Source organism: Negativicutes bacterium, from assembly GCA_018052945.1.
Taxonomy (GTDB): Bacteria; Bacillota; Negativicutes; order JAGPMH01; family JAGPMH01; genus JAGPMH01.
The window spans coordinates 1-19,248 of record JAGPMH010000031.1 but is presented as its reverse complement, the minus strand read 5'-3'; the positions used below and the strand labels follow the sequence as shown (position 1 = coordinate 19,248).

The following is a 19,248-nucleotide window of genomic DNA, read 5'->3' as shown; positions in this document are numbered from 1 at the left end:
ATAAGTTATTTAACCAAAAATTTTAAGCCTTTTCTTAAATATTAATAGCTAACGCTACTGCCCTAACCTCTTTGGCTCCGGCTTTTTTTAGTACTTTAGCACATTCTGCCAAGGTACTGCCAGTAGTATAAACATCATCTACTAATAAGATATTCTTGCCTTTAATACAAAAATCCTTTTTCACGTTAAACGCATTTTTTAAGTTTTCTTTTCGTTCCTTAAGATTTAATTGATATTGCGGTTTTGTTTCCTTAATCCTTATTAATAAGTTCTGCCAATTTAAATTATGTTCTAGCGCCCAGGGTTTATACATTTTTTCCGACTGATTATAACCGCGTTCGCTAAAACGTTTAGCACTTAGCGGAACCGGCACAACGATATCAATGTTAGCATAAGCTTTTACAACCTCAAGGCGGTTCAATAACCATAAAATATTGTCACAGTATTTTAACTGATTATAATATTTTAGTCCTTTTATTATTTTATTAACACCCTCTTGATAGTGGCATAAAATTAAACACTCATCTAAATACTTAAGCTCAACTGCCGTAATCTTTAGTTTCTGCACTGAAAAGGCTAAACATTCATCACACCACGCACCACTTTCATTCACTTTAGTTTTGCATAATGGGCAAAATGAAGGAAACAATATTTCTAAAATCAAACTTTTAAGTACCGTAAACATTTTATCACCTAATTTAAAAGATCGCCTTTTAGCCGTTCAGCCAACAATGAATAGCGTTTCTTGGTTTTATCATTACTAACAGCAGTATTGAGTGCCGCTTTACTACCTAGCAAAATAACTTTGTCCTTCGCTCTAGTGACAGCTGTATATAATAAATTGCGTTGCAACATCACATGATGTCCAGCTATCAAAGGCATTATGACCACTTTATATTCACTGCCTTGACTTTTATGTACACTCATGGCATATGCAAGCTGAATTTCCGTTAATTCATTTTGTTCATAGCTAACTTCGATATCAGGATAAGCTACAACCATTGTATTATTTTCAATTTTTTTTATAAAGCCAATATCTCCATTAAACACATTTTTAATATAATTATTTCGAATTTGCATCACCTTATCACCGCGCCGAAAAACTTGGTTAATACCGTTAATATACTCTTGGTCAACCGTTTCAGGATTTAACGCTGTTTGGAGTAGCTTGTTAAGGTTTTCTACTCCACAGTCCAGTCGATGCATCGGTGATAATACTTGAACATCATTTAGTGACAAATTATTAGCAAAATTAACCTCTGCTAAACATAACTTAACAATATTTTGTGCTACTAGCGCACTATCAGTTAATTCTATAAATTTAAAATCAGTATCATTACACTGTGGTAATTGTCCTCTATTGATCAAATGGGCATTTAGCACAATACTACTTTCCCCTGATTGTCTGAAAACTTCAGTTAAAACAACCTTCGGCACAGTATCTGATATCAAAATATCTTTTAGCACCGAACCCGGCCCTACCGACGGTAGCTGATCTACATCTCCCACCAAAATTAAGCGACAACCTTTTGCCAAAGCTTGTAACAGTGAGCTCATTAAGTTAATATCCATCATTGACACTTCATCAATAATAATCACATCGCCCTCTAGCGGCTCATTTTCATTTTTAGCAAACATTGAAATCCCTTCACCACCTCCGCCGGTGGCTTCTAGTAAGCGATGCACCGTAGAGGCTTGGCGTGCCGTAGCTTCACTTAACCTTTTAGCAGCTCTACCGGTAGGAGCGCCTAATATTATTTGCAAACCCTGACTTTCCAGCACTGCTAAGATTCCTTTAATAACGGTTGTTTTACCGGTACCAGGGCCACCCGTTAAGACCAATACCCCATGTTCTAAGGCCGATATTATTGCCTTACGCTGATTATCCGCCAGCTGTATGCCTTCACGTTCTTCCCATTCCAATACCAACCGCGAATAATCACCGCTACCGATAGTCTTTGCTTTATTTTTTAAGTATAGTAATTTTTCTGCGACTTCCTTTTCAGCATAATATAAATATCTTGGATATATCAGTGTTTCACCACCAACATATTCAATACACAATCTATCTTGTTGTAATAATTTTTTGACTTGTTCTGCCACTTCCGTTCTAGTAATCAATAGCAACTTGGCCGTTTGTTCAATTAAGGCAAATTCGGGGACACAACAATGTCCGGCTTGAGCAACTTGGGTTAACGCATAGTCAACGCCCGCCACAATTCGCGAATTGTCATTTTTATTAAAGCCCAACGAAGTAGCAATTTGATCAGCCGTTTTAAAACCGATTCCATCAATATCACGTGCTAATTTATAAGGATCATCTTTTAAAACCTCAATCGCAAACGAACTATACTTAGCGTAAATTTTACCGGCATAAGCACTAGATACACCATTAAGTTCTAAAAACAACATAATTTCTCTTAACTCTGATTGCTTACTATAAGCTTGGTGAATGTCTTGCGCCTTCTTTCGCCCAATCCCCGGTATTTGTTCCAATTTTTTCGGGTAATGTTCAAGCACCTTTAAACTTTCTTGCCCAAAAGCATCAACAATTCTTTTAGCCATAGCCTTGCCAATTCCTTTTATCACGCCCGAAGCTAAAAATCGTTCTATTCCTTGCAAGCTGGTTGGCGCCACTCTTTTGACAGTCCGTGCTTTAAATTGCTGACCAAATTTAACATGAGTAATCCAATCACCACTTAACTCTAATTGCTCTCCAACTAAGGGGGCCGTAGCATTAGCAAGAACGGTAATGGCAGTAGTCTTTTGGTCTGCTTTTAACTTAAAGACAACAAAACCATTGTCACTATTTTCAAATATTATATTTTCGACAACTCCTGCTAATTGTTCCAAAGTTATTCCTCCGCATTTAAACTTATTATTTATATTATGCTTAGCCTTTACAAAATCCTGTTTTATCAATAAAATAATTATTATCGTTATTTTAAAATTAATGAGGTGATTAATATTATTACATATAATACCAGCGGAGTTTGTGCTAAAGTAATTCGGTTTGAATTAGTAAATGGTACTGTTAAAAATGTTAATTTTTCTTCCGGTTGCCCCGGTAATTTAGCTGCAATCAGTAAATTGGTCGAAAATATGCCTGCCGACATGCTAGTTGAGACCCTTCAAGGAATCACTTGTGGTCATAAAGCTACCTCCTGCGCCGACCAACTTGCTACCGCCGTAGCCCTAGAACTACAAAAAGAAACTCAAACCAATAAATAATTCCAAAAATACCGTATATTCTCTAGTACTTAGAGTCTATACGGTATTTTTTTGCCTTAGACTCTACTGTCAGACTAAGACTGTTTTTAAGTTTTGCAGTGCCCTTTTTTTGATATTATAAACATATTGCGGACTAACATGCCATAATTTTGCTACAGCAGTTAAAGAATAGCCTTCCACCATATTAAGCCTTAAAACCTCTTGTTGTTTCTGTGGCAACTTTAAAATTTCAACTTTTAATTTTTCTTTCATCATTTGTTGGGTAAATTCTTCAGCAATATCAATATCAGCACTAAGATAATCAAGCATACAACTCTCATTAATTTCTTGTTGTGCGCTTTCTTCGTGTTCCCATTGTTGTTTGTATCTTTTAAATAAATTCCAAATCGCAAACTTAACCTTACTATCAGCATAACCAGCAAAATTTACATTTTTGTCAAATTTAAAAGTTTTTATTGCTTCAACCAATGCCAAGTACCCTTCTGCTAAAACCTCTTCCGTTATGGTTTTTAAATAAGCTTTATACGCATATTTTTTAATTAACCCCTCAAATTGTTGACAAATTTTAACCATTGCCATATTATCACCGCTTTGTGCTTTTTTGACCTCAACTAATAAATCCATTTTCTCACCTTTGTGAGAAACATGTTTCTCTTTTTTTAGCGCTGATTACACTGTACCGTCGATTGAACTAATGCACAAAACTCTAATGGTAATAAATAAAGCTACTACTTATGCTAAGTAAGTTCATTTTTAAACCAATCACAACTTTAACATTCTCAACTACAGAAAACAGGTTTTAAACTAATTAAAGTTTAAAACCTGTTTTCTTATTCAGAGCACTCTGCCCATTCATCATATTTTATTGCTAACTCTTTACTGATTCTTTGATGCTCTTGTGCTATTTTAGCACTATCTGCAAGATTTTCATGATTTTGCGGATCATTTAATTGAAATTCAACTGCTTTTAGCTCATATTCGAGCATCGCAATTTCGCCCTCTATTTTTTGTGCCAACTTTTCTTTGTCGGCTGCACTTCTTTGCTTAACCTTTTTAAGAGTTGGCATTTTTTCCATCAACAAATCTTTGGCTTTCGACTTATTATTAAGATTATCTTCTTTATCTTTCGCTAAGGTTGCTTTTTTTTCACGATAATAAGAGTAATTGCCTAAATATTCGGTCAAACTACCATCTCTAAGTTCTAAGGTGCAATTAGTGACCTTATCTAGAAAATAGCGATCATGTGAAACCGTAATAAAGGTTCCCGGAAAAGTCATTAACGCTTCTTCCACCGCTTCTTTCGCTGGAATATCCAAATGATTTGTCGGCTCATCCAACACCAAAAAATTAGCACCGGTTAGCATTAGTTTCAAAAAAGCCAACCTTGCTTTTTCACCACCACTTAAATCGCCAATTAATTTATAAACATCATCACCTTGAAATAAAAACGCTCCTAAATAACTACGCGCTCTCTCCTCGCTAAAGCCATATTCAAAAATCAGCTCATCTAATAATCTATTAGCAACATTAAGACCTTCATGCTCTTGCGAAAAGTACCCGACTTTAACTCTACTACCAAGTTTAACTTTACCAACATAATCTGTAAGCTCACCTACTAATATTTTTAGTAAAGTCGTTTTACCCGCACCATTAGGACCAACTAACGATACACCGTCACCATTTCTAATTAACAGCGACAAATCCCTAAATAGCGTTTTATCAGCAAACTCTTTGCCCACACCTTCTAGCTCTGCTACTCTATTAGCACACTCCGGCGGTGGATTAAAGGCAAAAAAATTAAAGGCCACACTATCCGGTGGTAATATTATTCTTTCTAAACGATTCAATTGTTTTTCGCGACCACGCGCTTGCTTTGATTTTATCCCGGCTTTATATTTCCTAATATATTCTTCAGTTTTGTTGATATAAGTTTGTTGTTTTTCATAAGAAGATTGTAGGGCCGCCATTTTTTCAGCCTTCAATTTAGTATATCTACTATAATTTCCACTATAAATGCTAACTGTTTTATTTTCCAGCTCAATAATTTTATTGGAGACTTTATCTAAGAAAAAGCGATCATGCGAAATTAACAAGACGCCTCCACTATAATTAATCAAATAATCTTCCAACCATTCGACCATTTCAATATCTAAATGATTTGTCGGCTCATCTAAAAATAAAAAATCAGGTTGTCTGATTAAAGCCTTTGCTAAGCAAATTCTCGTTTTTTGTCCACCGGAAAATTCCTTAACATTTTTGTCCATATCTTCTTCACTGAACCCAAGTCCGTAGGCAATTTTTTTAATAGTGCTTTCATAATCATAACCACCGGCCATTTCAAATTTCTGCACAATATTAGCATATTGCTTCATCAATACCGCCAATTGCTCACTGTCTTTTTCATTTGCAATACTATGTTCTAGTTCCTGCATCTTATCTTGCCAAGCCAAGACATCAGCAAAAGCTGTTTTTAATTCATTGCGTAAAGTATCATCAGCTAAATTTGCCTCTTGCTCCACATAACCGATGGTAACATTTGCTGATAAAATGATTTGCCCATCATCATATTCCTCCAGCCCCATTAAACAACGCATTAGCGTAGTTTTACCGGCACCATTAGCCCCCACAAAGCCCGCCTTATCAGCACTTTCAACTTCAAAATTAACTTTATTAAATAATTCTTCTATCCCAAAAGCTTTTGCTAAATTTACTACTTTTATACTTGCCATTTGGCCACCTCTATCTATAACTTATCTTGCTTATTATATATAAAAAAGCAACATTCGCCAAGCAATGCCTAATAAAATGTGATTTTGCTCATCCTTGCACCCTCTGTAAAAATTTGTTATATTATACTTGTTGCATTCAAGTCGCGTTTGGAGGTTGTTAAATGAATTGTGAAATACCCAGTGATTATGATATTTTAGCTATAATACCGTATTATTCTCCTATCGGCGATCAAACTATTATCTATACTACTAATAACACTATTAAACTTAATTTAAAAATCAAAACCGTTATTAAAAGAATTGCCTATCGCCATGCCATTGATTTATTAGCATTAAAAGCTCGTAACTATAAATTGACGAAGCGAATTTTATCGCCCCCGTTGCCCTTTTCCGCAGACTTAGTCCTGCTACCGCTTAAAGTTCGAAAACCTAAAATTAAAGGTGATGCAACAATCGGTTATATAAATTTCAAGCATTTCAAGAAACTCAAGCAACATAATAATCATACTGCAGTCTTAATAGATTATAATTTAGAAATTCAGACCTTATGGACTGAAAAAACAGTTCAACACCAATTGCAATTAGCACACTTAGCAACTTTAGCTAACTCGCCACAAAACATTATTTTTGAAACTATTTCTAAGTATTTTATTAACTACTGTCAACACCTTCATTAATAAGTAGAGGCTGTCTCAAAACTTTTATTTGAGACAGCCTCTACTTGTTAATCTATCGTCATTATTTTATTTTTCAAAACATATAGTAACGCCTGAGTTCGATCATTAACATTAATCTTGCGGAAGATATTAGTTAAATGATTTTTCACCGTTTTTTCACTAACAAATAACTCTTTGGCAATCTCTTGATTGCTCATCCCTTTACAAATACATTGTAACACATCAAGTTCTCGGGCTGTCAACCTTTCACAACGACGCTGTTTTAAAATCAGTTCCGCTGTTTTTGCCATATCACCGCTGAAATCAACATCACCAAAAATTTGTCGAGCAATTTCCGGATAGATATAATTTTCGCCTTGATGAATTTTACGAATAGCCTTTATCAACATTGAAGGTTCAATATCTTTTAATAAATATCCACTAGCACCATTTTTCAGCATTTCCAACACATAATTTTCATCATTGTTAATCGTTAAAATAATAATTTTAGTATCTATTTTCTTATTAACCAACTCTGTTAGTGTTTCAAAGCCGTTTTTAATCGGCATATTGATATCCAATAATAAAATATCCGGCTCTAATTCCAATGTTTTTTCTATCGCTTCCAGCCCATTAGTTGCTTCTGCCACCACTGTAAAATCATCTTCAAACTCTAATACCTTCCGAATTCCACTACGTAAAATCGCATGGTCATCAGCGATAATAATATCAATTGACATAATTCACTTCCTTATTTCACGATTCTGGCAGTAACAAAGATGATTACCTCAGACTCATTCTTACTATTGTTGACATTGCTAAAGAATCTACCTAAAATCGGCAAGTCTCCTAAAAATGGTATTTTGCTCATTACTTTTGATTCATCACTACCAATTAGTCCACCAATAACCATGGTTTCACCATCTTTTAAGCGCACTTGCGTATCAGCCGAACGTTTGTTAAAACGATATGCTTTTGCGTCCGCATCATAGGTTGGTGTACTAACTTCAGTATGTATTTTCGCCGTAATATAACCATCATCATTTACTCTTGGCGTATATTTTAAAATAATACCTGTTTCTTTATATTCATAAGTTGTTGTCGTAGTGTTATCACTAACTGTCAACGTCGGAATAGGCACTTCGCCCCCAATATTGATTGTTGCTTCTTTCCCGTTAATTGTTGTAATTTTAGGTTTTGATAAGATATTAGCCTTACCATTATTAATTAGGGCATTAATCTTAGCAGCATAATAAAATTCATAAGGTAAACCATCCGGACTACGACCAAAGCTAATTATCCCACCGGTAGTTCCTTTGTTAAACGAAGAAGCTCTGGTAATTTCCGCTGGTTCGATTGAAGTGATTCGACCGGTTGTAGCATCAATAGTAATTTTTTCCGGTGTATATTCTTCATACGATTGTGGCGCTTTGGACCACTCCCACTCAATTCCCAAATTTTTAGAGTCAGTTTTATTAATAGACATAACTTGCGCTTCTAACGAAACTTGTTCATAAGGAATATCAATTTGATCTAATACCACTCTAATTTTTTGTGCTTCTGAGGCAGTTCCATAAAACAACAAAGAATTTGTAGCTTTATCAACAGTTAAATTCCCGCTGATTTCAGCAGTAGTTGTTCCATCATTATTTGATGTTGTACTGTTAGTATTGTTAGTATTGCTAGTAGTTGTTGTTTGTGTAGAATTTTCAGTACTACTCGATTCCGTGCTACCACCTAACCCTAATGCTAATTTAGCAGCATTGACAACATCATCCGGATTGGCAAATTTTAAATGAAATACATGTAATTGTCCAAACCCGGCACTCATATTATTTTTAGTTCCTACAATAATCGTGTTACCGATTGTTTGGTATTGTAACCCTTTGGTTTTAGTGATAATATCAAGGGCTTCTTGGAACGATACGCCCGCTAACTGAACCGTTATTTTTCCATTAACACTATCATCAGCAACAATATTGACCCCACCAATACTGGCTAAAGATGTTAAAACTTCTCTAACTTCACTGTCTACGATATTCATAGTTACACTTGCTTCGGCTCTACAATTGACAATTGGCAGCAAAAACAAACTTAACATACAACCTATAATAAATTTTTTCAAAATACCTTGCAACAAGCTCACCTTCCCACTCTTAATAAAATGAAATCTTCCGGCCCTGCCAAGCTGACACTATCATAACCAATATCAGTGACTTGATATGGCCCCACAACTTCACCATTTTGGCATTTTCTACTTTCACCATTATATTCGATAATGGCAAATAATTTTCCATCACCGCCAATAACACCGGTCAGTTTCGGTTTTATCGCCTCTATCTTTTTATTATCAGCACTGCCCCCAACACCAGCTTGAAGATTAGGGTTGGTCATCACCGAACTTTCTACTTTGTGATAAGCACTGGGAATAGCAAAAGGATTGCGGATATAATTTTTATCGGTTTTCTTTTGCTCTAACGCATTTGTTTTATTAACACCAACAGCAACATTGTTATTATTTTGCGGTTGAGTAGGATTAACCATCTCCGTAGTAGGTTCATTACTCGTTATGCCGAAAACAATTAATAAAACTATACCTGCAAAAACAGCAGCTCCCAACAATCTATTGCGAGGAACAGAAAAAAACGTTTCCAACTTTTCTCTAAGTTGCAAAACTTCTTTAGAAAAATTTTTCTTTTCCAATTTATCAGCAACAACCTCTCTATAACAATATTTGGTGCTAACAAATTCAACCCTCTAATGAACTTAGCGCCTTTATGTTCTCTAAAGTTTAAATTTTCTACATAAAAGACAAAAATCCTGTTAATTATTTGAAATATTTTGTTAATGTATCACTTTAATTAAATTTATAATCTCAACAAGCCTCCACTATTCTATTTCAACTAAAAAGGTGAATTGCCCGTACTGACAACTCACTTTTTTTTACATCCTATTGAAAAGTTCTAACCCACAAAAAATTATTAAACCAATAACCGCTCCCACTATACAGCCATTCATCCTAATCCAAATTAAATCTTCTTCAACTTTGTTATAAATCAAATTATTAAACTCAGTTTTGTTTTTTTCTTCTAACACCGCTGTTATAATAACCGCGGTCATATTGCGACCCTCTAATAATGCCCTCGCTAAAAAATCATCTAATTCTTCTTCTAGATTTTTTTTGAGATTAAGATCATATTTTATATTATTAAAGACCTGTGTCATAGTATCTTTTAAATAAGTCTCAAGAAGGTTTAAGTTAGGTTCTACTAGTCCTGTCGGCGATGTTAATACACCCCTTAAGCTCAAAATTAATTGTTCTAGCAATTCTTGCATCTTAATTTCATTAAATACCTTGACTTGAAAATTTAAAAAGCAGTCGCTAAAATCTTTATTTTGTGGTAAGTTCTGCAAAGTATGTTTAAATTCATCTACCAAACTTCTCCTACTATGATTATTAGGATCATTTAGCATTGTTGTAATAGTCTCTGCTAGTTGTTCTTTAACAATTTGCACTAACTCATCAACATTTATTACATTGGTTTGTTTAGCAATTAACATCATCAAGCTTGATAAAAAACCGGTATTTTGCTGTTCTAAAAATTCTTCTAAGTATTTTCTAACAGTATTATCAAGTTTTCCTGCCAAGACTTGTGTTTTTAAATATTGTAGCAGTTGATTTATTTTTAAACTACCTTGTTCTGAATTGATATAAGCTATTATTAATTGACTAAAGCGTGGTAATAAATTTATTTTTGTAAGCTCTTCCGCCAAAAGATCCTTTAACTTTTGAGCTATCACAGGTGCATTTTGTTCATTTAAGCTTTTTGGTAAATAATCTAATACTAGTTTCGTCACGACCTGTTGATAATTATTTTTTTCGCTATAGGCAATAATATAATCGACAACACTACTTTCTTTAGCCCATAATACCGCTTGTTTCTTGCTAAAAAACTCATTTTGCACTAGTTTTATACAGCCGGCAATAACTTGATCTTTTTTTCGCGGAATAATCTCCGTATGATACGGAAAACCTAACGGCTTTTTAAAAAGTGCCGTAACTGCAAACCAATCTGCAATCCCCCCTACTAAGGCTGCTTCTACACAAAACAGCAACCCTTTAAGATAAAGATTGCTAGGATAATTAATTTTTACAATAATCAACATTATAAATAGCACTGTTGTACAAACTAGTGCCTTATCAGCTATATTAAAACTCCGTTGCATTTTACACAAACCTTTCTACTGTAAATGTTATTAAGTAAAGCAGTATTCCCACCATCGCTCCTACAACAGAACCATTGATTCGAATCATTTGTAAATCCTCACCAACACGGCTTTCCACTAAATCTACTAATTCTTCATTTGATAAATTATTTAATTTTTCGGCCATTTTCTCTTCTAAAACACTATGCTTTTCGTTAATTATATTAATAATAATTTCTTGTAATAAACCTTCTACTTTTTGTTGCAAGCAAACGTCATTTCTCAGTAATGAAATTTTTTCGTCAACAATTTCATCAATTTTCTCTCTAATTTCCCCTTCATTGTTACGCAAAGTTTCATTTAGCCAGTCTACAATACTCTTAATATCTACATCCTTAACCATAGCCACTAAAAAGTCAGCTAAAGCCTGCTCCACTACTATATTATTTTTTTGTGCATTTAAAAAATCCTCTAACCATTCTTTAAATTTAACTCTCTCAACACAATCTTGATTTTGCAAGCTTCTTAAATAAGTTCCCAGTCCTTTTTGAATTCTTCTGGCAACATCTTCTTCTGATAAGCTGAGCATTTTACTCGCCATCTCACGCATTTGACCATCACCAATATATTGTTGTTTGACATCTGCCACCAGTTCTGCCAGCACATCTTTTAACAGTGGATTATGAATATATCTTTCCAATTCTAGCAGTATATTTTTTAACAACTCAGTTTCTCCACCTTGCGCCGTCACCTTAAGAACACCATCGACTAAGGCTTTTGAAATTTGACAGTCTTTGATTTTGACAGCAACTAGACTTTGGAGAATTTTTACAAGCTTTTCTTTGTCACTATCTTTAATCATTAATAACACTAAATTATTAATAAAGTTTTTGATTTTTTTATCACCATTGGATTGATCAAGATATAAGAATACTAATTTAAGCAAAGAGTACCGCTGTAATATCTTATAAATATTGTCTCGCCCTAATAAATCATGATTTACAAACGCTATTAAATCAGCAAAAATCCGCTCACGTTTCCGCACTATAACTGCTGTTTTAAAGCCTATGCCTAATGGCTTTTCAAAAATAGCTCTTACCGCAAACCAATCCGCCAAGCCACCAATCACCGCCGCTAACATTCCGGCATTAACTAACCCACCCCAAAAACTTTCTCGGTATGGATAGCTTAAGATAAAGAAACACATCATTAAAAATAAGACCACACTTGCTTTATTTCTCATCTAACCTAAAACTCCTAACTTAAATTTATTTTTACTAACTAACATTTTAAAATCGCCAAAGTTATTTTAACATTTCAGCCACCATCACTCAATAAGACTTAATTGTTAAAATCTTGCCTTTAAAATATAAAGAACAGTCTCCATTATTGTTAAAACTTAAATAATTGAGACTGTTCTTTATATTTTATTTTTTCAAAAAGTACACAAATCCGCCGCCTCTGGTGGTTGAGTTATACCAATTTAGTAAATTTATTTTTTTAACTTTACCTTGATCTATTATCCCAATTTCTCCAACATCTAAATTTTCATCATACTTACAAGAGATAATAGTGACCCAATGCCAGCATTCTAATGCCGCTTCATTACCATTACATAAATTTAAAAAAGCTACCGGCGAATCCTTTTTTAAACTATATTCTATAAAACTGATAATTTCACTGATATCTGGTCTAGTCCTATTATTTTCTACTACATCCAAACATTTATGTGGAAATTTATTTAATAAATATTTATCCATTGCTTCACAAAATATTTTCGTGGAAGGGATACCCATTTCCCCTGGTGTGACATTATCCCAACATTCTTGCATTAATAATAAAACCTCATCTTTTTTAGAGTATATTTTATTATTTGCTTTTAAATAAAGTATTATATTACTAGCCACCGAAGGACCACAACCAGCTCGCTTTTGCCACTCATCCTTATACCAAGCTTGATCACAACCATAATAAATTTGTCCATTGTTATCAATAACTTTAAACAATTCTATATTTAAGCAAAACTCTTTCATTGGATAATCACTTCCGTTAACGATGTTATTTTATAAATTTTCTTAACTTATTATTTTTCTTATCTTTAATCTTGAAAAATTTTTTTAAATTATCAGGCATAACATAAGGAACTATGTCACTTTTATTGGCTGACATAGTCTTATTATCGCTCCCCCTCTTATCCCTTCCTTACCAAGCTGTAGCTATAAAACCATAGCTATTTTATAAGCTGTCATTATCACAATCAGCACAGCAAAAATTTGTTTGATTCTTTGACTAGGTAAATAGATACTACTTAATCTAGCACCAAGAAATGAACCCATCGCTCCAACTATGATTAAGCCCAGCATAGTATTTAAATCAAATTTTGCACTTGTTAAATGTGGCACTAGTGCTGAAAAGGATGGGAGTGTTACTGCTACAGCAGTAATTCCTGCCGCTTTTTTCACTTCAAAGCCTAAAATAATCATTGTTGGCATCAATAAAAATCCAGGTCCTACTCCTAAAAAACCGCTTAGTACCGAAATCGGCACAGCCAATAAACAGACCAACTTAAAATTTTCATAATCCATTATTTTTTCCGTTTTACTAAACAATTTATATGCTAAAAAAATAACCGCAAATAAGTATACATACCAAACATAAGTAGCATCTACCCTTTGAACCAAATATGCACCAAATGGAGCACTAATAGTAGTTATAATAGACAGATACAATGCCTTTTTCCAATCAATATAACCCCCCAAAGCAAAAGCTACGGCTGCAAAAATAGCAGTTACTCCATTAAGCAATAAACTAATTGGTTGAACTTGGTGCACCAAATCTTCAAAGAAAAAACCTAAAAATGGTACCGCTGCAAAAGCTACCCCTAACCCAAGCATTCCTGAAATCAATGCTAATACAAATAGCCCTAAAAATAAAAACATAATTAAGACTCCTTATGCAATAATGTAAATACTAATTATTATCTAAAATTTCAGTTTATTAAATTTCTTATATTTTCTTCTTTAATTTCTGCTCCTTGCCACGGAACAACAACAACATTATCCGCTGCAAATTCTTTAACTTTATTTATCCAAGTTATTTCAGTTTGTGCTTTTGCCTTAAGAAAGACATTGTCAGTTTCCGTCAACAATAAACTTGAATTTATAATCCACCATTTATTATTTATTCCTGCTCTTTTTAAATCTTCTTGTAATCTAAGAGCCTCAAAAACAGGAGTTGTCTCTGGCAAAGTCACTATTACAACTTCCGTTTCATTTTTATTTCTTAATCTTGGCAAAAGTTTTTTAACTGATTCTGGCACATTACCTTGAGATCTTTGAATTTCTTTGTGGTAACTTTCCGTTGCATCTAATAGTAATAACGTATGACCGGTCGGAGCAGTGTCAATTACAACTATTTCATTGTCAGCTTTTTCCACTATTTCTGCAAATGCTCTAAACAATGCAATTTCTTGAGTACAAGGAGATCTTAAATCTTCCTCAATATATGCAATATCATTATCGCTCATACTATCTTTAGCCGTTTTAAGAACTTCTTCTTTATATTTATTTAATTCTACTTCTTCATCTATTTTACTGATAGTTACATCATCACTTTGTGCTATAACAAAATCTAAGTGATCTGCTGGATCAGTTGTTGTTAGATGAACTTTAGCACCTTTTTCAGCTAGCCCAAGCGCTATAGCGGCTGCTAAGGTCGTCTTGCCAACTCCACCTTTGCCCATTGTAAAAATAACTTTTTTATTTTGCTTAAACAGATCTTGTATTAAATCCTGTAACTTTAACATTTCTGGTACTATTATTTCTTTTGTGTTTTCATTAATATCATCATTTTTTAATAGATTTCTAATACTATTAATTCCTTCTATATTATATGACCTTAAAGGAACAGTATATTTTTCAAGTTTCCTCAATCCCGGTGGCATTTCATCTAATGCCTTTTTTTGTTTATTATAAAATTGCTGAGAAATATTATCGCTGACTAATTCATTTCTTAATAACCCATTTATCACTAAAATTTGATTATCTACACCTAGTTCACGTAATTCTTGAGAAGCTCTTTCAGCCTCTTTTAGCGGAGCAAATTCAGGTCTTGTTACTAAAATCAATGTAGTTTTATCAGAATCTGCTAATGTTTTAACCGCTTCTTTATACATTTCTTTTTTATCATCAAGCCCTGCTAATTGTCCTAAACAAGATGCTCCATGAGTACTCTCACTGATAAAATTGCTCCAGGCTGAAGGCAACTGCAACATCCTTAGTGTATGGCCTGTTGGTGCGGTATCAAAGATTATATGGTCATATTCTGTTTGTGCTAGCTTATCAGTAATAAAATTAGTAAATTCATTAAATGCTGCTATTTCAACGGTACAAGAGCCTGATAATTGTTCTGCCATATTTTCCAATACCGCCTCCGGCAACTTTCCACGATAAGGAGCAATAACTGATTCTTTATATGTTGCTGCCGCTTCTTCAGGATTTAAATTTGCCACCACCAGATTTGGTACTTCTTTTATTTTTATCCCTGTTCCCGTTAACGGAGTTTGAAAAACATCTTGTAAGTTTGATGCCGGATCAGTACTAATCAAGAGAATCTTTTTGCCTTCATCCGCTAAATTTACTGCGATCGAGCATGCTGTAGAAGTTTTTCCAACGCCACCCTTACCAGTAAAAAACAAATATTTAGTTAAATTAATTTTATTTATAGCAAAATTATTATCCATAATAATCTCCTTTTTTCTTAACAATCTCCTGAGCAACAACAAGACTGTATTTTATTCTCTTTTAGCAGTTCTTCCATTTTCATATTAAGATACCGCGCAAACTCTTCATTAGATGGGTATTCTGTTGTTTTTACAACTGCACCATCTACCATTGTCACCGGTAAAATTTCAACACCTTTTTCATTTAATAAAGAATTTATTATTTTATTGTCAACAAAAGCTTGTGGATCTGAACTTAAACCAAACCGCTTTATTATTATCCCTTTATTAGCTAAACTATTAATCAATGTTGCAACCCTCAACAGATTTTCATTAACAGAAGGACCACAAATACCAGTAGAACAGCACATCGCTGGATCAAAAATTTCAATTTTTTTATTCATTTTAATACATCTCCATTTCATGATTATATTCAAATTTACTCATATAAATATAATACTAACTTACTTTATCATTACATTTACTATCTTCTATTTTATATTTTTCTATTTTCTCAATTTGTGTTCTATAATAATCATCATCTTTTATTTCTTCTAATAAAATTTTTATAAACTGATGTTTTTGCAGTAATTCATAATTTAATTCATAGTGTACCCATTGTGCGTATTTCGTACTTAAAATCAAATCAGCTTCTTTCAGCTTTGCTAAATGCCTTGAAATATTTGATTGTGTATTATCAAGAATTGCTTCAATTTCACAAACACATAGTTTCTCACCATTTAAAAGATTAAGAATACTCAACCTAGTATTATCACTTAATGCCTTTAGTATTTTTATTTTATCCATAATTAAACCTCCTTTCATCATCAGTATTACTATATTCAATTTTAATCATATACTTTTTATGGAATATAGTCAACGCAGTTTTTTAATAAATTCTATAATAAAAAAAGTTTAAACATCCATTTTCTCTAAAACATGACAATATCGCTATCGCTTTAATAAAACTATATTTAAAAACATCTTGCCCCTTATCCATAAAATAAAGGTATCTGTCAGCAACACACTTGCCTAAAAAATTAAGCTCCGTGCAAAATGCACGGAGCCTTGATTTTACTGGCGGAGAGGGTGGGATTCGAACCCACGGTCCCTTTGACAGGACACTTGATTTCGAGTAGCATTAGGCGATATTCGCCTTATACCAGCGAATATCTTCCAGTCCTTTATTTTCAACGGTTTATGCCATGTTAGCCTCAGATGATTCTTGTCAAATACCGTTCTGTATCATGCTGTGGCAACACGTTTCCGTCTCATTTGTTGCCAACTTTGTTGCCAGCAGCTTGCCAAACATTATAAGCTCAACAAGCAGCAAACATATTATTTGCTAATGATATACTGCCGGTTTCGTCCATTTCCTACTGGCTTCAACATGCCTTTATCAAGCAACTGTTTAAGAATATGGTTAGCCCTACTTCTTGAAACCCCTAGTTTTTCTTCTACATCAATGCGTTGCAGTTTTCCCTTTTCACCGGCAAAAGCCAGCACAGCTTGTTCCGATTTTGTTGTCTCTGGCAAGTACGCCAGGTCTTGATTACGATTTGGCAAAGTAATCTTAAACGCATTATCCGCAGACTCAATTTTCGGCTGACAGGAGCAACCCTCATAGCTTTCAATAATTTTAGGAATACCTGTTCCATATGCTTCAATAAGCTGCAACCTATAAAATACAGCAGCCAGTTTTTCATTACGGCATTGAGATATCCCCAGCATAATATCCTTTAATGTGAGACCTTTTACTAAACCACCTAAGGAAACAAATTCTATACGATCAGAGAATATGCTAATCAAAGTGCTACTGCTAAATGAATATTCTCGATGAACTAAAGAATTTAGCAGAGCCTCTCTTACAGCTATCTCCGGATAATCTCTTTGATCAATGCGATGTAAACCTGAAAATGTAGACTTCTTTTTATTGTTCAAATCAATAAAAGCATATGCATCGTTCATCTGTTGTAATATAGAACCGGAAAATTCCTTACGATCCTGAAACTGTTCTTTTTTTACACCAGAAAACAATGCCGTTTTAATCGTATGCGTGCACTGATCCGATAATAACAGTCCCAAATTTGTATAAACGCCATCCGGAGTCTTGATTCCAAGCGAGACCATTTGCGGAGCTCCCAGCACAATATCACGACCACTACATTCCTCGGTTAGTGTTTCAAAGGATAGATCCTGATTTAAAGAGCGCATCGTTTCAAAGCAATCGCCATCACTTTCTTTAATCATGCGGCGAATTGCATCTTCAGATGCTGGCACCGAAGATGTACCCTGCCTTACAAAAACACCTTCTGGGCGAATCCCCTTACCTACAAGATAGTAAGGCGCATGCGTTCCCTTTTGCACCTGTACCCGTACAATATCTTTTGTATCGATCTTTTCAATCTGGCACTCAACAAACATAGTTGCATCCGGCTTAATGGTATCACGAATCATGTTGGTTAACCGCAGCATATCACTCTGTGGATCATCCAATCCAATCACGTGTCCATCATCCGCCACGCCAACATAAAGATTTCCGCCTTCACTATTGATAAAAGCAATCACTTCTTTTTTTATATCGTCTACAATGGTTTCTTTTAGTTCAACGAGCTTACTTTCAACAAAGTCCATGTCTGAAACTCACCTTCTTTATATTCGTCTATCTTTCTACCACCATTCTACCATAACCAAGTAGAACAGTGGTAGAATATCGAAAAATATTTTTGCTAAAAGAGCTCATTCCCTATATGTAAGCGCTGAATGGGCATCCAACTTATACTATTCTCCCCAATGCATCCCGTTATTTTTTTAATTTGAACTGTCAAAATTTATTTGACAGTTGCGTTTCAAGTCAATTTTCCTCTATATAACCATAAAATAATCATAGGAGGCATATTATGCAATTTTACATCTCAACCAAAATCGCGCAAGCTCATTACAAATCAAATAGCAATAAAGGTCCAGGATATCTAGTCCGCAACAAAGAAAAAGACTTTGATTGGGTGACAAAAGCAGATTTTGAAAAAACTTACGCCTTTAAGCTCGAAAACGGAAAGAGCATTACGGACACTGATATAAACAGTTTTATCACATCCGTCGATTTTCTCCAAGCAGGTAAAAACACGATGCTGGCAAGAGCCATATTGCGAAACGGTGGCGTGCTTACCGAATCCCATTCCTACCTGAATCCAGCCGATTTCGACAAACAAGAAGCTATTTCCGCCTGCCTTGGCAAGATCCACGATAAAATCCGCTTCCTCTTAACCTTTCTCCTCCAGTGCACTACAGTGGAAGAAATGCCCTTTTATCCACGAGATACAAAACCAAATGTAAGCTATCATCCATTTCCCTGATTTTCTACACTATAAGTAAACCATTCGATAAAGTGATTTGCCTTTTTGCTGGGAAAGTTTTTCGCTAGCTCAATAATACCGTCGTAATCAAAGGTATCTGTTAGATATTTTTTCCGTCGACCGCCATCAATTTCAGTTGGTTAGTAGCACTAACCAACTCACTATTTTCTTTTTTCAGTTTTGTTTTTAATAATTTCTAATAGTTCCTGTTTCTCTTGTAATAATCATTACCACACAACACACCGATAATATCGAGTACGGAAAACCACCACTTCGTTTTTTCTTCATCCCAAACGCTAGTTTTTATTTTGCATCAGCAGATTTGGACCTATACTAATAAAGTAAACACA

General features: G+C 34.3%; 18 protein-coding genes. 3 read left to right on the top strand and 15 right to left on the bottom strand.

Annotation, left to right across the window (positions count from 1 at the left end; translation table 11 throughout):
• Positions 1-34 precede the first annotated feature (34 nt).
• Together KBI38_05915 and KBI38_05910 are read right to left on the bottom strand one after the other, a co-directional pair.
• Entirely contained in the window at positions 35-685 is a 651-nt protein-coding gene (locus KBI38_05915; GenBank protein ID MBP8629593.1) for a ComF family protein, read from the bottom strand.
• Between the two features lie 8 nt (positions 686-693).
• On the bottom strand, positions 694-2,853 hold the full coding sequence (locus tag KBI38_05910; GenBank protein MBP8629592.1) for an ATP-dependent RecD-like DNA helicase: 2,160 nt from the start codon (positions 2,851-2,853) through the stop codon (positions 694-696).
• Between the two features lie 114 nt (positions 2,854-2,967).
• On the opposite strand from KBI38_05910, the gene KBI38_05905 reads away from it, so the two are divergent.
• On the top strand, positions 2,968-3,231 hold the full coding sequence (locus KBI38_05905) for a TIGR03905 family TSCPD domain-containing protein (protein MBP8629591.1): 264 nt from the start codon (positions 2,968-2,970) through the stop codon (positions 3,229-3,231).
• A 69-nt stretch (positions 3,232-3,300) separates the two neighbouring features.
• Here the strand turns inward: KBI38_05905 and KBI38_05900 are convergent, their stop codons facing one another.
• Together KBI38_05900 and KBI38_05895 are read right to left on the bottom strand one after the other, a co-directional pair.
• Complete coding sequence (locus KBI38_05900) at positions 3,301-3,855, bottom strand: sigma-70 family RNA polymerase sigma factor (protein MBP8629590.1); 555 nt, start codon at positions 3,853-3,855, stop codon at positions 3,301-3,303.
• 206 nt (positions 3,856-4,061) lie between these two features.
• Positions 4,062-5,960 carry an ABC-F family ATP-binding cassette domain-containing protein gene (locus KBI38_05895; GenBank protein MBP8629589.1) on the bottom strand — a complete coding sequence of 633 codons (1,899 nt, stop codon included), beginning with the start codon at positions 5,958-5,960 and terminating at the stop codon, positions 4,062-4,064.
• 161 nt (positions 5,961-6,121) lie between these two features.
• On the opposite strand from KBI38_05895, the gene KBI38_05890 reads away from it, so the two are divergent.
• Positions 6,122-6,637: a hypothetical protein gene (locus KBI38_05890; GenBank protein MBP8629588.1), complete on the top strand. Its 516-nt coding sequence runs from the start codon at positions 6,122-6,124 to the stop codon at positions 6,635-6,637.
• Between the two features lie 47 nt (positions 6,638-6,684).
• On the opposite strand, the gene KBI38_05885 is transcribed toward KBI38_05890, so the two are convergent.
• From KBI38_05885 to KBI38_05835, 11 genes are all read right to left on the bottom strand, one after another.
• Positions 6,685-7,356 (bottom strand): response regulator transcription factor, encoded by a 672-nt coding sequence (locus KBI38_05885; protein ID MBP8629587.1) that lies wholly within the window; start codon positions 7,354-7,356, stop codon positions 6,685-6,687.
• An 11-nt stretch (positions 7,357-7,367) separates the two neighbouring features.
• Entirely contained in the window at positions 7,368-8,717 is a 1,350-nt protein-coding gene (locus tag KBI38_05880; GenBank protein ID MBP8629586.1) for a secretin and TonB N-terminal domain-containing protein, read from the bottom strand.
• Positions 8,718-8,758: 41 nt separating this feature from the next.
• Positions 8,759-9,319 (bottom strand): hypothetical protein, encoded by a 561-nt coding sequence (locus KBI38_05875; protein MBP8629585.1) that lies wholly within the window; start codon positions 9,317-9,319, stop codon positions 8,759-8,761.
• Between the two features lie 240 nt (positions 9,320-9,559).
• Positions 9,560-10,843, bottom strand: a complete 1,284-nt coding sequence (locus KBI38_05870; protein MBP8629584.1) for a DUF445 family protein — start codon at positions 10,841-10,843, stop codon at positions 9,560-9,562.
• A 1-nt stretch (position 10,844) separates the two neighbouring features.
• Positions 10,845-12,065, bottom strand: a complete 1,221-nt coding sequence (locus tag KBI38_05865) for a DUF445 domain-containing protein (protein ID MBP8629583.1) — start codon at positions 12,063-12,065, stop codon at positions 10,845-10,847.
• A gap of 184 nt (positions 12,066-12,249) precedes the next feature.
• Complete coding sequence (locus KBI38_05860) at positions 12,250-12,855, bottom strand: hypothetical protein (GenBank protein ID MBP8629582.1); 606 nt, start codon at positions 12,853-12,855, stop codon at positions 12,250-12,252.
• Between the two features lie 183 nt (positions 12,856-13,038).
• Complete coding sequence (locus KBI38_05855) at positions 13,039-13,761, bottom strand: sulfite exporter TauE/SafE family protein (GenBank protein MBP8629581.1); 723 nt, start codon at positions 13,759-13,761, stop codon at positions 13,039-13,041.
• 50 nt (positions 13,762-13,811) lie between these two features.
• The gene (arsA, locus tag KBI38_05850; GenBank protein ID MBP8629580.1) at positions 13,812-15,563 is read right to left on the bottom strand and encodes an arsenical pump-driving ATPase; all 1,752 of its coding nucleotides are present in this window, start codon (positions 15,561-15,563) and stop codon (positions 13,812-13,814) included.
• A gap of 17 nt (positions 15,564-15,580) precedes the next feature.
• Positions 15,581-15,946 carry an arsenite efflux transporter metallochaperone ArsD gene (gene arsD / locus KBI38_05845; protein ID MBP8629579.1) on the bottom strand — a complete coding sequence of 122 codons (366 nt, stop codon included), beginning with the start codon at positions 15,944-15,946 and terminating at the stop codon, positions 15,581-15,583.
• A 55-nt stretch (positions 15,947-16,001) separates the two neighbouring features.
• A complete protein-coding gene (locus KBI38_05840) occupies positions 16,002-16,349 on the bottom strand; it encodes a metalloregulator ArsR/SmtB family transcription factor (GenBank protein ID MBP8629578.1) in 348 nt (115 codons plus the stop codon).
• A 531-nt stretch (positions 16,350-16,880) separates the two neighbouring features.
• Positions 16,881-18,176 carry a putative DNA binding domain-containing protein gene (locus tag KBI38_05835; protein MBP8629577.1) on the bottom strand — a complete coding sequence of 432 codons (1,296 nt, stop codon included), beginning with the start codon at positions 18,174-18,176 and terminating at the stop codon, positions 16,881-16,883.
• A gap of 266 nt (positions 18,177-18,442) precedes the next feature.
• On the opposite strand from KBI38_05835, the gene KBI38_05830 reads away from it, so the two are divergent.
• The gene (locus tag KBI38_05830) at positions 18,443-18,898 is read left to right on the top strand and encodes a hypothetical protein (GenBank protein ID MBP8629576.1); all 456 of its coding nucleotides are present in this window, start codon (positions 18,443-18,445) and stop codon (positions 18,896-18,898) included.
• Positions 18,899-19,248: the final 350 nt, after the last annotated feature.

Bases quoted from the DNA above. Each gene is read 5' to 3' on its own strand.
- arsD (MBP8629579.1), bottom strand. From the start codon at position 15,946: ATGAATAAAAAAATTGAAATTTTTGATCCAGCGATGTGCTGTTCTACT.
- KBI38_05865 (MBP8629583.1), bottom strand. From the start codon at position 12,065: ATGAGAAATAAAGCAAGTGTGGTCTTATTTTTAATGATGTGTTTCTTT.
- KBI38_05855 (MBP8629581.1), bottom strand. From the start codon at position 13,761: ATGTTTTTATTTTTAGGGCTATTTGTATTAGCATTGATTTCAGGAATG.
- KBI38_05900 (MBP8629590.1), bottom strand. From the start codon at position 3,855: ATGGATTTATTAGTTGAGGTCAAAAAAGCACAAAGCGGTGATAATATG.
- KBI38_05830 (MBP8629576.1), top strand. From the start codon at position 18,443: ATGCAATTTTACATCTCAACCAAAATCGCGCAAGCTCATTACAAATCA.
- KBI38_05860 (MBP8629582.1), bottom strand. From the start codon at position 12,855: ATGAAAGAGTTTTGCTTAAATATAGAATTGTTTAAAGTTATTGATAAC.
- KBI38_05885 (MBP8629587.1), bottom strand. From the start codon at position 7,356: ATGTCAATTGATATTATTATCGCTGATGACCATGCGATTTTACGTAGT.
- KBI38_05835 (MBP8629577.1), bottom strand. From the start codon at position 18,176: ATGGACTTTGTTGAAAGTAAGCTCGTTGAACTAAAAGAAACCATTGTA.
- KBI38_05870 (MBP8629584.1), bottom strand. From the start codon at position 10,843: ATGCAACGGAGTTTTAATATAGCTGATAAGGCACTAGTTTGTACAACA.
- KBI38_05840 (MBP8629578.1), bottom strand. From the start codon at position 16,349: ATGGATAAAATAAAAATACTAAAGGCATTAAGTGATAATACTAGGTTG.
- KBI38_05915 (MBP8629593.1), bottom strand. From the start codon at position 685: ATGTTTACGGTACTTAAAAGTTTGATTTTAGAAATATTGTTTCCTTCA.
- arsA (MBP8629580.1), bottom strand. From the start codon at position 15,563: ATGGATAATAATTTTGCTATAAATAAAATTAATTTAACTAAATATTTG.
- KBI38_05895 (MBP8629589.1), bottom strand. From the start codon at position 5,960: ATGGCAAGTATAAAAGTAGTAAATTTAGCAAAAGCTTTTGGGATAGAA.
- KBI38_05890 (MBP8629588.1), top strand. From the start codon at position 6,122: ATGAATTGTGAAATACCCAGTGATTATGATATTTTAGCTATAATACCG.
- KBI38_05880 (MBP8629586.1), bottom strand. From the start codon at position 8,717: ATGTTAAGTTTGTTTTTGCTGCCAATTGTCAATTGTAGAGCCGAAGCA.